Genomic DNA, 12,498 nt, shown 5'->3' on the forward strand with positions numbered 1-12,498 from the left:
AGAGACGAGAGAGAATCGTATGAGGACAGTGCTGGCCATCGGCGGGCATATCGGTGACATGGACCTGACCGCGGGACCCACGCTGGCGAAGCTGGCGCTCGAGGGCGCGCGGACGATCATCCTGGCGTGCACGTACGGCGAGCGGGGCCACCCCCGGCTCTCACCCGACGAGTACCGCGTGCAGAAGGTGCGCGAGGGTGAGGAGTTCGCTGCAGGCATCGGCGCCGAGTTCCGGGTGCTGGACTACTCCGACGGCTTCCTCCCGGCCGACGACACGGCGGCGGACCAGATCGCGGACATCATCCGGGTCGAGAAGCCGGACACCATCATCACGCACTGGCCGAAGAGCATCCACCGGGATCACGAGCACGCCGCCGTGCTCGCCGAACGCGCGCGGTTCCTCGCGTCGCTCCCCGTCGACAGCCCGCTCGGCCGCCATAGCGTCGCCACGTTCCTGCACGCCGACAACTGGGAGGACGCCGACGGCTTCGTGCCCGACCTCTACGTGCCGATCCCCGAGGAGGCGTTCGAGCGCTGGGCCGCTGCCATCCAGGGCCAGGCGTTCGCGCGCGGCGAGACCTACGGCTTCCGCTACATCGACTACTACACGGCATTGATGTCGGCCAAGGGCTGTCTGGCCGGAGTGGACCGCGCGTGCGGCTTCGTGCGCGGGGGAAGCTCGAAGTTCGAGCTCGCCGGCCCGTGACCGCGGTGGCCCCTGCGCCGGCGGACGCGACCAGGCGGCACGCCGTCGCCAGGGACGCCTCGCACTACCATCTCGTTCCGGCGGAGGTGGTCACCCCCGAGGACACGGCCGCCGTGACCGCGCTCTTCGGGCGGGTGCGCGACGCCGGGCGCTCAGTGACCTTCCGTTCGGGAGGCACGAGCCTCAGCGGGCAGGGCGTCACCGACTCCGTGCTCGCGGACACGCGTCGCGGGTTCCGCCGCATCAGGGTCGTCGACGGCGGACTCCGGGTCAGGGTCGAGCCCGGTGCGACGGTCCGCCAGGTCAACGCGGCGCTGGCGCGCCACGGCCGCATGCTCGGGCCCGACCCGGCGAGTGAGGTCGCGTGCACGCTCGGCGGGGTGCTCGCCAACAACTCGAGCGGGATGACCTGCGGGATCGAGTCCAACGCCTACCGCACCGTGGAATCGATGACCGTCGTGCTGCCGAGCGGACTGGTGCTCGACACCGCAGACCCGGGAGCCGACCTGGTACTGGCGATGCACGAGCCGGACCTCCACCGGGGACTGATCGCGCTGCGCGACCGCGTGCGCTCCGACCCGGCATCCGTCGCCACGATCGAGCGGCTGTTCGCGCGCAAGAACACCATGGGCTACAGCGTGAACGCCTTCACCGACTTCACCGCGCCCGTCGACATCCTCGCCCACCTCCTGGTGGGCAGCGAGGGGACGCTGGGCTTCGTGGCGGAGGCCGTGCTGGGGACCGTCCCGCTGCGGCCTGCCGTCGCCACCGGGCTCGCCGTGTTCCGCACGCTCGCCGACGCCGCGGCGGCTGCGCCCGCGCTCGCCGCGGCGGGCTTCGCCGCGGTCGAGCTGATGGACGCCACCTCGCTGCGGGTCGCGCAGCGTCTGCCCGACTGCCCGGCCGATCTCTCCGGGCTCGACGTCGTCGGCCACGCCGCCCTCCTGATCGAGTTGCAGCAGGAGGACGAGGAGGCGCTGCGCGACGTCCTCGAGCGGACATCCGCGACCGTCGGTGGTCTCGACGCCATCGCGCCGGTGGAGCTGACGCGCGATGCCACGCGTCGCAGTGCGCTCTGGCACATCCGGAAGGGTCTCTACACCTCGGTCGCCGGGGCGCGTCCCACCGGCACGACCGCCCTCCTCGAAGACGTCGTCGTCCCCGTCGAGCGCCTGGCCGAGGCGTGCGACGCCCTGATCGCGCTCTTCGAGCACCACGGCTACGAGGATTCCGTGATCTTCGGTCACGCCAAAGACGGCAACGTCCACTTCATGCTCACCGAGCGGTTCGACCACGACGGCGACCTCGGCCGGTACCGGGCGTTCACCGAGGATCTGGTCGACCTCATCCTCGGCCTCGGCGGCGCGCTCAAGGCCGAGCACGGCACCGGGCGCGTCATGGCGCCGTTCGTGGAGCGCCAGTACGGCCAGGAGCTCTACGCCGTCATGCGCGAGGTCAAGCGCCTGTTCGATCCCGACGGCCTCCTCAATCCGGGCGTCATCATCACCGACGACCCCACGGCGTACCTCCGCGACCTGAAGGGCACGCCCGCCGTCGATCCGATCGTCGACCGCTGCGTCGAGTGCGGGTATTGCGAACCGGTCTGCCCGTCGCGCGACCTCACGCTCACGCCGCGTCAGCGGATCGTCGTCCGGCGCGAGCTGGCCGCCGCCGAGGCGCGTGGCGACACCGAGCTCGTGAAGACCCTGGCGGCGGACTTCGAGTACCAGGGTGTCCAGACCTGCGCCGTGGACGGCATGTGCGCCACGACCTGCCCGGTCGGCATCAACACCGGCGATCTCGTGCGCAGTCTGCGCGCGCGTCAGGCTCGTCCCGTGCCTGACGCGCTGTGGTCGGGGGCGTCGCGGGTGTGGGGTCCGGCGACCGCGGCCGTTGGCGCGGCGCTGACCGTCGCACACGCCGCCCCGGCGTCGGTCGCCGGCTCGCTCGCCGCCGCCGGCCGGGCGGTTCTGGGGGCCGAGCAGGTGCCGTCGTACTCCGCCGACCTCCCCCGGGGAGGGCGCAGGAGGCGTCCGCGTGCGGCGGCGCAGGCCGAGGCGGTCTTCTTCCCCGCGTGCGTCGGCACCATGTTCGGCACGGAGCAGGGCGTGCCCGACGTGTCGGAGGCCTTCCTCGCGCTGTGCGAGCGCGCGGGGGTGCCAGTGAGCATCCCCGAAGGCATCTCGGGGCTGTGCTGCGGGACTCCGTGGAAGTCCAAGGGGCACCTCGGCGGCTACGGGCACATGTCCGGCCGTCTGCGCGAGGCGCTGATCGCCGCGACCGACGGCGGAGCGCTGCCGGTCGTCTGCGACGCGAGCAGCTGCACCGAGGGACTGATCGTGGCGCTCGGCGAGGCGGGCATCGAGGTCGTCGACTCGGTGACCTTCGCGCGCCGGCGCCTCCTGTCTCGGCTGACCGTCACCCGCACGCTGCGCTCGCTCGTGCTGCACCCGACCTGCTCGTCCGCGCAGCTCGGCATCGACGCGGACCTGCGCGCCATCGCCGACGCCGTCGCCGACCGGGTGGAGGTTCCGCTCGACTGGAGCTGCTGCGGGTTCGCGGGCGACCGCGGCCTGCTGCATCCCGAGCTCACAGCGGCCGCGACCGCACGCGAGGCGGCGGAGGTCGTCGCGGGGGATCATGACGCCTACGCGTCCCTCAACCGCACCTGCGAGCTGGGGCTGACGCGCGCGACGGGCCACGGGTACGAGCACATCCTGCAGCAGCTCGAGCGCGCGACACGATCGGGTGGCTGAGCACCGCGGCATGGGGATCTACGACGAGCTGGGGGTCACCCCGCTGATCAACGCGTGGGGCACGGTCACCGCGGTCGGCGGGTCGCTGATGCCGCCGGAGGTCGTCGAGGCGATGCGCGAGGCCTCCCTGTCGTTCGTGGACCTGCACCTGCTGCACCGCCGCGCCGGCGAGGAGATCGCGCGCCTGCTCGGCGTCGAGGCGGCCTGCGTCACGTCGGGCGCCGCCGCGGGGCTCACGATCGCCGCCGCGGCGAGCCGGGCTTCGGGAGCGAGCGGCGCTCCGTCGGCGGTCCGCGACGAGTGCGTGATCCTGCGCGCCCACCGGAGCCGGTACGACCAGGCCGTCACGATCGGCGGAACGCGCATCGTCGAGGTCTCCTCCGGTGCCGCAGCCGACGTCGACGACCTCCGGGCCGCCCTGACCCCGCGAACCGCGCTGGTGCTGTACCTGGCCGAGGCGGAGGAGGCTCCCGGCTCGCTCGCGCTCGGCACCGTCGCCGGTGTGCTGGAGGGCACGGGCGTGCCGCTCGTGGTCGACGCCGCCGCCGAGCTCCCGCCCCGGTCGAACCTCCGCAGGTTCCTCGACGGCGGAGCCGACCTCGTGATCGTGAGCGGAGGCAAGGAGATCCGGGGCCCGCAGTCGTCCGGCCTCATCCTCGGCCGCGCCGACCTGATCGCGCAGTGCACCGCCCTCTGCTTCCCGAATCACGGGATCGGGCGCGGCATGAAGACCGACAAGGAGACGATCGCGGGCCTGGTGCGCGCCGTCGACCTCTATGTCCGCCGCGACGAGGACGCGGAGCTGCGGGCGTGGGACCGGATGGTCGCGGAGCTCGTCGCGGCGCTCGACGCGCATCCGCTGCTCCGCGCCCGCCGGCACACGCTCAGCGAGCCGGGGATCCAGCCCGCGTCGATCCCGCGCGCGTTCGTCGCCCCGCTGGGCTCGTCCGCCTCCGAGGTGGCCGCGCGGCTGCTGGCCGGGGAGCCCCCGGTCGTGGTCGGCGTGGACGGGGAGGAGCTCGCGATCAACCCGCAGTGCCTCGACCCCCGGCAGCTCCCCATCCTCGTGCGCGCGATGGAGCGCGCGATCCGGCCACCCGCTTCCGTACGGCCCTCTGGAGGTCCCTGATGCCCGACCTGATCGAATCCCTCTTCCCCCGGCCGCGGCGCGCCCGCGTGAGCCCCGGCGAGGGGCCGGGGCGTGACACCCCGCTCGTGGCGCGCGAGGACTCCTCGCTCCCGGCCGAAGGTTTCCGCATCCGCTCGGATGCGGAGCGCATCCTCGTCGAGCACGCCGACGAGCGCGGGCTCCGCTACGCGCTGGCGACGCTGGACCAGGCCCGCGCCCACCCGGTCTGGGCGACGAGCGTCGTCGACCTCTCCGACCATCCCGACTTCCCCGTGCGCGGCTACATGCTCGACGTCAGCCGCGACCGGGTGCCGACGCGGGAGACGCTCCTGCGCTACCTCGACCTCGCCGAGCGTGCCCGCCTGAACCACTTCGAGCTCTACATCGAGCACACCTTCGCCTACCGGGGCCACGAGGCCGTGTGGCAGGACGCGTCGCCGTTCACCGTCGACGACCTCCGCTGGTTCGACGCGCAGTGCGTCGCGCGCGGGATCGACTTCGTCCCCTCGGTGAACTGCCTGGGACACATGGAGCGCTGGCTGCGCCACGACGAGTACCGGGATCGGGCCGAGAGCCCGGACGGGTTCGAGTGGGCGGGAGAGCACCGCCCGGCGGCCACCCTTCGGCCGACGCGCGAGAACGCGGACTTCGTGCTGGAGCTGCTGACGGAGATCGCCGCCACGACGACCAGCGGCCGGATCAACATCGGCGCCGACGAGCCGTTCGAGCTCGGTCGGGGCGCGTCGGCGGAGGCGGTGGCCGAGCGCGGCCGCGGCCCGGTCTACTTCGAGTACGTGCAGTACCTGCTGCAGAGCCTGACGGAACGCGGCTATCGGGTGGAGTTCTGGGCGGACGTCTTCGCCGAGCACCCCGAGCTGATGGGGCGGGTCCCGCACGGTGCGGTCCCCGTCGTCTGGCAGTACGACGGCCCGGAGCTCAGTGCCGCCTCCATCGAGCGGGCCGACACGGAGCAGCGCGCGAAATGGGCGGCCATGGACTTCGACGTCGAGACGACCAGGAGCGGGGCGCGTGGTCGGGCGGCAGCGCTGATCGCGTCGGGTGAGCCGTTCTGGCTCGCGCCGGGGACGAGCACTTGGCAGTCCTTCGTCGGGCGCCTCGACAACGCGATCGACAACCTCCTCGACGTCGCCCGCACCGGACTCGACACCGGAGCAGGCGGATACCTCATCACGCAGTGGGGCGACTACGGCTCGTTCGAGACGCCGTCCGTCTCATTCGGCCCGCTCCTCCTGGGCGGCGCGATCGCATGGTGCCTCGACAGCAACCGCGACCTGGACCCTGCGCGGGTGATCGACGAGGTCGCCGTCCATGACGCCACCGGCCGCTTCGGCCGCGCGGCCGTCGAAGCGGGCCGCGCCGCCGCCGCTCTGGATGCGCCCCTGCTGAATGCGAGCCAGCTCTTCACCGTGCTGTGGCGCGCGGGCGACATCCCCGCCGCGTCGTGGCCGACCCCCGCGGGCGTCGCCGCGGCGCGCGACCACCTCGAAAGTGCGAGCCGCCTCCTCGCCGGGGCCGCCCCGGGCGCGGGCGACGGCAGGCTCTGCGTCGTGGAGCTGGAGCACGGCGTGCGCCTGGCGCTCCTCGGCGCCGATGTGCTCGACCTCGGCCGCGACGGCCTCCAGCGACTCGACCCCGGCAGCGCGGCGGCGCTCCGCGACCGGCTGGACGTCCTGGTCGCAGAGCAGCGCGCGCTCTGGCTGTTCCGGTCGCGGCCCGGCGGCCTCGACGACTCGATCAGCAGGCTGCGGCCGCTGAGGCGGGTTCTGGAGCGGCGGGCGGCTTCCGCCGGGGTCGGGATTCCCCGTGGTTCGTCAGTCCCACCAGCAGACGACCATGGAACCGCCTGAGGGAAGCTCGAACGGCTCCGTGTTGAAGCCCTCCTCCGGGCCGACCCACGTGTCGCTGGGAGCGAGGTCTTCGGGGAACCACCCCATCACCTGGTCGGGGGCAGCTGTCGTCGCGATCACCACACGTTCCGCGAACGGCCAATCCGGGTCGTCGAAAGCGGAGACGGCGACCCGAACGTCGTACACATCTGAGCGCTCAGCGATCCGGACCAGTGCTTCGCGAATCACCTGCGGGCCGACCTCCGGATACAAATTGCATCCGATACTGCCCACGACGTCATTGCCCTCGAAGAACTCGTCGATCGTCAACAGCGGCGTCGGCGTTTCGGGATCCTCCACGTCGCCCAGACGATTGACCCGCTCAGTGATCCGCTCCAATGCTGCACCCATGAGCAAGACGCTAACAGGCGACTCTCCAGCAGCACGGCCTGCTCACGCGACCAGAGCCGCCCTCTCCCCGGCGTCCTTCCACAGAGCGAACAGCTCCCCGGCGACCTCCGGCGCGGCGACGAGGATGCCCCCCTCGCTCGGAAAGAGCGTCGGCCGCCCGTCGTGGCCGAGCACGGCGGCGCCCGCCTCGTGCGCGATGAGCACGGCCGCCAGGTGGTCGATGGGACTGAACCGGTGCACGATCCCACCGATCCCTCGACCGGCGGCCGGGCCGAGCAGGGTGAGGGTCCCCGAGCCCATCACGCGCAGCGTGCAGAACGCGGTCGAGAGCGACTGGGCCAGCTCGCGCAGCCCGGTCCAGGCACGGTGGCCGGCGAGCTCGGTGCCGACGACACCGCCGGTGAGGGAGCCGTCGGCGCCGATCTGCAGCGGCTCGCCGTCGCGGCGGGCGCCCTCGCCGGCGACGGCGTCGAAGAGCGCGTCGTTCCAGGGGTCGGCGACGACACCGACCAGGGGGCGGTCGTCGACGGCCACCGCCAGCGAGAACGCGGTCCAGGGGATGCTGTTGGCGAGGTTCGTCGTTCCGTCCACCGGATCCAGGTACCAGGTCGGGCGGCCGGGGACCGCTTCGCCGCCGAACTCCTCGCCGACGAACGCGTGGCCGGGGAAGCGGTCGCGCACCCGGTCGCGGACGTACCGCTCGATCGACCGGTCCAGGTCGGTGACCAGATCGGCGGGATCCGATTTGGTCGTCACCATCGTCACGGGATGCGTCCTGGTCTGTTCGCTCGCCCAGGCGCCCAGCTCGACGGCCAGTTCCCTGGCGGCGGCGATGTCCTCGCGATTCACAGGGCCACCGCCGTCCGCATCGTCAGCAACCGGTCCAGCCGGTTCGTCGTGATGGTGTCGACGCCGAGGTCGAGCGCCCGGGCGAGGTCGTCTGGTTCGTCCAGCGTCCAGGCCGTCACCGTCAGCCCGAGGTCGTGCACGCCCCGGACGAACGCCTCGTCGGCGATCGGGAACGGCACGTTCACCGTCACCGGGTCGAGCTCCGCGAGCTCGGCCGCGCTCGGCACGCGCAGCAGCCGCCACGGGAGCCAGAGCCGGGCGGAGGCGTCGAGGGCGCGCAGCACGCGCATCCCGTCGAGGTCGCCGCACCAGTCGACGATGGTCCCGGTGGCGGCGGTGAAGGCGGAGGCGACGGCGTGCGCCGGCGCGGCGAACCGGGCGTCGTCCAGGTCGATCACCAGCCGGCTTCCGACGCCCTCGAAGAGCGGGAGCACGTCGGCGAGCAACGGAGGCCGCTCGTCCGGAGCGCCGAACGCGTGGAGGTCGGCGGTGGGAACCGCGTCGATGGCGCGCGGGTCGCCCCAGAGCCGCTCGAGGGAGGGGTCGTGCAGAACGACCACGTCGCCATCGGCCGTGAGGCGCACGTCGATCTCGACGATCTCCGCACCCTTGGCGATGGCGGAACGCACGGCCGGGAGGGTGTTCTCGCGGAACACCGACGAGTCGCCGCGGTGGGCTGAGGCGCGCGCGATCATGCCACCACCGCCTCGGGCTGGCGCACCAGGCGGCCGTCGCGGTAGAGCAGCGCCGCCTCGATGGAGGCGAAGCCGACCGCCCCGAGCCGCGGTGGCGGCCCCGACTCGTACGCGGACAGGGTCACGTCGTCGCGGCGCAGCCGCAGCTCGTGGAAGTGGCCGTGCGGGACGACCCGTTCGACGGTCGCGCGCAGCGCGCCGGGGCGTGGAGTCGTTGTGAACACGACGGACTCCGGGCGGACGCCGACCACGCCGGGGCCGTCGACCACGCGGACACCGTCGAACGTGCCATCGAAGCGGTTCAGCGAGCCGATGAACGTGGCGACGAACTCGGTCTCCGGCCGCGCGTACAGCTCGTCCGGCGTGCTGAACTGCTCGATGCGGCCCGCGTTCATGACGGCGACCCGGTCGGAGATCGAGAGCGCCTCCTCCTGGTCGTGCGTGACGATCACGGTGGTGATGCCGAGCCGCTGTTGCAGGTCGCGGATGTCTTCACGCACCCTGACGCGCAGCTTGGCGTCGAGGTTGCTGAGCGGCTCATCCAGCAGCAGCACGTCCGGCTCCTGCACGAGGGCGCGGGCGAGGGCGACGCGCTGCTGCTCGCCGCCGGAGATCTGCGGAGGGCGCGAGTCGCGGTGGTGCAGGAGGTTCACCAGGCCGAGCATCCGGTCGACCCGCTCGGCGACCTCCGCGCGCGGCAGCCGGCGCAGGCGAAGCGGATAGGCGACGTTCTTGGCCACGGTCAGGTGCGGCCACAGCGCATAGTTCTGGAAGACCATGGCGCTCGGCCGCTTGTCGGGGCCGAGGCGCGTGACGTCGCGGTCGGCCATCGTGATCCGGCCGGTGTCGGGGGCGAGGAAGCCGGCGATCATCCGCAGCGTCGTGGTCTTTCCGCAGCCGGAGGGTCCGAGCAGGGAGACGAGCTCGCCGCGCTGCACGGTCAGGTCGAGGTCGTCGATGATGGTGCGTCCGCCGAGCGTCTTGCGCAGGGCGGTCAGGCGCAGGCCGCCGTCACCGGTCGGGTCGGCGGTGCCGACGGGGCTGGGCGAGGACATGGAGTGCTCCTTCGTGTGAGCGGGGCGGGTCATTTGATCTGGAAGCCCTCGGCGAGCTGGCCGCCCATCACGTGCTTGCGTACGGCGAGCAGCAGCACCACCGAGGGGATGGCGAGCAGGATCGAGAACACGGCGGCGACCTGCTTGGGGAAGTTGAGCACGAGGCTGTACATCTCGGTCGGCATCGTGAGGATGTCCGGGGCGCCGACGAGGTAGGTGCCCTGGGCCTCGTCGAACGCCGCGAGGAAGGCCATGACGGCGCCGACCAGGATGCCGGGCAGTGCCATCCGCAGCGTCACGGTGAAGAAGACGCGTGCCCGGGAGGCGCCGGAGTCGCGCGCCGCCTCTTCGAGCGAACGCGGCACGGCCGAGAACGCGGCGGCCGGGATCCAGGTCATGAAGACGATGGTGCCGAGGAGCTGGACGACCACGATGCCGGCGAACGTGTTCATCAGGCCGAGCGCGTAGTAGAGGGAGGCGAGGGTCGCGAACAAGCCCATCCGCGGGAACGCGTTGGTGGCGAACAGCCCGATCAGGAAGAGCCTCCTCCCGGGGAACTCGAAGCGCGCGAACGCGTACGCGGCGGGCAGGCACACGACCGCGGAGACGAGCACGACCAGGGGCGTGATCAGCAGCGAGTTCTGGATGGACGAGCCGAGCGACTGGTCGCTGAACACGGTCTGCCACCAGCGCAGCGTCCACGAGCCGGGGAGCAGATCCGGATAGGTCCAGCGGTCGGCGAAGGCGTGTGCGCCCAGCCAGACGAGCGGGCCGAGCACGAACACGAGCAGCACGACGGCGAAGGCGCCCGCGCCCGCTGCGCGCAGTGCGACGGAGAGGGGGCGCGGCATCAGATCCGCCCCTCGCGCCGGGCGCTGCGGAAGTTCGCCCAGACGTACAGCGCACCGATCCCGGCGGCGGCGAGGAAGACGACGAACGCCATCACGAGCGACTGCTGCGGCTGGTTGTACGCCGTGAAGTAGCTGGCCAGCGAGACGCCGAGCATCGTCGGTGCGTTCGGTCCGGTGAAGTACGGGACGGTGTAGGACCCGATCACCCCGATGGCCGTGAACGTCACCGCGATGACGATCGGCACCGCGCTCATCGGCAGCAGGATGGTGCGCACGATGCGTAACGTGCCGGCGCCCGCGTCCCTGGCCGCCTCGATCAGGGCGTCGGGCACGGACTGCAGGCCGGACGCGATCATCAGCGTTGCGAACGGCAGGGAGGTCCACGCCGAGCCGATCACGATGGCGACGGCCGTGTACGACCACACCGGCGCCTCCAGGCCGACCTGGGCGAACAGGCTGCGCAGGAAGCCGTCAGCGGAGTAGAACGTCAGGATCGCCCATGACGCGATCACGACCGGGATGAACAGCGGCACGATCGCGACAGCGGAGAGCAGCCGGGCGAGCCATCCGCCGTGGAGGCGCAGGGCCAGGCCGATGCCGCCGGCCAGGACGACGACGATGGCGGTGCTGGCGACCGTGACGCCGAGGGTCAGGGCGAGATCCTGCCAGAACGCCGGGGTGGTGAAGACATCGCCGTAGGCGGCGAAGGTGGGCACGGCGCCGTCGGCGTGGTGGACGTTCTGGCCCACGGCGGCCATGACCGAGTTCAATCCCCCGGTGAAGCCGACGCTGAACGCGAGGGCGAGCACGACGGGGACGCCGACGAAGAGGGCGATGACGACGACCGGCGGCAGGGCGAGCAGGAAGCCCGCCGCCGCGGACCGCGACGCGTGGTGTGCGCCGCGGTCAGCGGTGGTCGCCGCCGGGGTGGCGGTGACGGTGGCCATTACTTGCCGGGGACCTTCTGGGCCCACGCCTTGTTCATGTCGGCGGAGACCGTGGCGAAGTAGGACGGCCGCAGGTGCGCGATGTCCGCGTCCTTGAAGAGGTCCTGCGATGCCGAGGGGAGCTTGTCGAGTGCGATCACCGGGTAGCCGGAGATGCTGTCGGAGACCAAGCCCTGGGCCGCGGGGGTGAGCAGCCAGGAGACCAGCTTCTCGGCGCCGGTCGTGCGCGGGGAGGCGGCCGGGATGCCGAGGTAGCTCGCGCCGCCGGTCAGCGACGGGTCGGAGATCTGGGTGTACGCGATGTTCGCCGGGATCTGACCGTTCTTGTGCCCGGTGATGAACTGGTCGCTCCACACCGGCGCCATCGAGATCTGACCGCTGGAGAGCAGGTCGAGGACCTGGTTGTTGCCGTTCGGGTAAACGCCCTTCTGGTACACGTAGGGGTTCAGGGAGGCCAGCGTGGCGAAGCCCTTGTCCCAGCCGCTCTCGACGCTCGGGTCGGTGCCCGTGACCAGCTTCGTGCGGTCGGCGTCGGAGAGGTTCTGATCGAGGACGGTGGAGACGAACGCCGCTCCGCTGCCGCCGGTGTCGGGCGAGTTGTAGGCGAACTTGCCCGGGTTCGCCCTGATCCAGGCGAGCAGGTCGTCGAGTGTCTTCGGCGGGGTCGTCACGGTCTTCGTGTCGTAGGCGAGCACGACGCTGGAGCCGCGGTAGGGGATGCCGCCGTTGCCGCCGGCGGCGACGAGGTCCTTCGGGACATCGGCGAGACCGGGGATGTTCGCGCTGCTGACCTCCGTCAGGAGGCCGGACGCGGCGACCTGGGCGACGAAACCGGCGTCGACCAGGTCGTACCCCGGGTCCTTCTTCTGCAGGGTGGCGGCGGTGAGCTTCGCGACGGTCTGCTGGTCGTGGAGGCCGTGCAAGTCGAAGTCGACCGAGACCGTGTAGCCCGGGTTGGCCTTCTCGAACGCCGGGATCAGGGTCTTCTGCCAGAGGTCCTGGATGTTGGTGTCCGCGCTGAGGAAGACGGTGAGCTTCTTGTCCGCGCCGTCGGAGGACGACGCGGCCGAGCTGCTCTGGGCGCAGCCGGCCAGAGCGAGGCCCGCGGCCGTGACGACCGCGAGGGAGGCGAGCAGGCGGGAGGTTTTCACGAATGCGCTCCTGAGTGGGGGAGTGAGTGGGAATCGCCGCACCCCAGCGGGGCGGGCGATTTTCACGCTAACTGGGCTGCGCGTTCTTGGCGATAGTCGAG

At 71.9% G+C, this 12,498-nt stretch carries 11 protein-coding genes; 4 read left to right on the top strand and 7 right to left on the bottom strand.

From position 1 onward, the window contains the following. Nucleotides 1-19: 19 nt before the first annotated feature. Genes KNO15_RS19465 through KNO15_RS19480 form a run of 4 tightly spaced genes read left to right on the top strand, consistent with a single transcriptional unit; the run spans nucleotide 20 to nucleotide 6,459 of the window. Nucleotides 20-706, top strand: coding sequence for a PIG-L deacetylase family protein (locus KNO15_RS19465; protein WP_241705475.1), 687 nt, complete (start codon nucleotides 20-22; stop codon nucleotides 704-706). Beyond that, complete coding sequence (locus KNO15_RS19470; RefSeq protein ID WP_241705476.1) at nucleotides 703-3,462, top strand: FAD-binding and (Fe-S)-binding domain-containing protein; 2,760 nt, start codon at nucleotides 703-705, stop codon at nucleotides 3,460-3,462. Before KNO15_RS19465 ends, KNO15_RS19470 begins: the two co-directional genes overlap by 4 nt. Beyond that, nucleotides 3,455-4,591 carry an aminotransferase class V-fold PLP-dependent enzyme gene (locus tag KNO15_RS19475; RefSeq protein ID WP_241705477.1) on the top strand — a complete coding sequence of 379 codons (1,137 nt, stop codon included), beginning with the start codon at nucleotides 3,455-3,457 and terminating at the stop codon, nucleotides 4,589-4,591. The genes KNO15_RS19470 and KNO15_RS19475 overlap by 8 nt, the downstream gene beginning before the upstream one ends. Next, nucleotides 4,591-6,459 (top strand): family 20 glycosylhydrolase, encoded by a 1,869-nt coding sequence (locus tag KNO15_RS19480; RefSeq protein WP_241705478.1) that lies wholly within the window; start codon nucleotides 4,591-4,593, stop codon nucleotides 6,457-6,459. Before KNO15_RS19475 ends, KNO15_RS19480 begins: the two co-directional genes overlap by 1 nt. Here the strand turns inward: KNO15_RS19480 and KNO15_RS19485 are convergent. Genes KNO15_RS19485 through KNO15_RS19515 form a run of 7 tightly spaced genes read right to left on the bottom strand, consistent with a single transcriptional unit; the run spans nucleotide 6,424 to nucleotide 12,397 of the window. After that, nucleotides 6,424-6,855, bottom strand: coding sequence for a hypothetical protein (locus KNO15_RS19485; RefSeq protein WP_241705479.1), 432 nt, complete (start codon nucleotides 6,853-6,855; stop codon nucleotides 6,424-6,426). The genes KNO15_RS19480 and KNO15_RS19485 overlap by 36 nt on opposite strands. A gap of 36 nt (nucleotides 6,856-6,891) precedes the next feature. Continuing rightward, on the bottom strand, nucleotides 6,892-7,698 hold the full coding sequence (locus tag KNO15_RS19490; protein WP_241705480.1) for an inositol monophosphatase family protein: 807 nt from the start codon (nucleotides 7,696-7,698) through the stop codon (nucleotides 6,892-6,894). Beyond that, nucleotides 7,695-8,393: a glycerophosphodiester phosphodiesterase gene (locus tag KNO15_RS19495; protein WP_241705481.1), complete on the bottom strand. Its 699-nt coding sequence runs from the start codon at nucleotides 8,391-8,393 to the stop codon at nucleotides 7,695-7,697. The genes KNO15_RS19490 and KNO15_RS19495 overlap by 4 nt, the downstream gene beginning before the upstream one ends. Continuing rightward, the gene (locus KNO15_RS19500) at nucleotides 8,390-9,448 is read right to left on the bottom strand and encodes an ABC transporter ATP-binding protein (RefSeq protein WP_241705482.1); all 1,059 of its coding nucleotides are present in this window, start codon (nucleotides 9,446-9,448) and stop codon (nucleotides 8,390-8,392) included. Before KNO15_RS19500 ends, KNO15_RS19495 begins: the two co-directional genes overlap by 4 nt. Nucleotides 9,449-9,477: 29 nt before the next feature. Then, on the bottom strand, nucleotides 9,478-10,299 hold the full coding sequence (locus KNO15_RS19505) for an ABC transporter permease (RefSeq protein WP_241705483.1): 822 nt from the start codon (nucleotides 10,297-10,299) through the stop codon (nucleotides 9,478-9,480). Further along, nucleotides 10,299-11,246 carry an ABC transporter permease gene (locus KNO15_RS19510; protein WP_241705484.1) on the bottom strand — a complete coding sequence of 316 codons (948 nt, stop codon included), beginning with the start codon at nucleotides 11,244-11,246 and terminating at the stop codon, nucleotides 10,299-10,301. Before KNO15_RS19510 ends, KNO15_RS19505 begins: the two co-directional genes overlap by 1 nt. Next, nucleotides 11,246-12,397, bottom strand: a complete 1,152-nt coding sequence (locus tag KNO15_RS19515) for an extracellular solute-binding protein (protein WP_241705485.1) — start codon at nucleotides 12,395-12,397, stop codon at nucleotides 11,246-11,248. Before KNO15_RS19515 ends, KNO15_RS19510 begins: the two co-directional genes overlap by 1 nt. Between the last annotated feature and the right edge of the window lie 101 nt (nucleotides 12,398-12,498).

It is taken from the genome of Leifsonia shinshuensis, assembly GCF_022606355.1.
Taxonomy (GTDB): Bacteria; Actinomycetota; Actinomycetes; order Actinomycetales; family Microbacteriaceae; genus Leifsonia; species Leifsonia shinshuensis_B.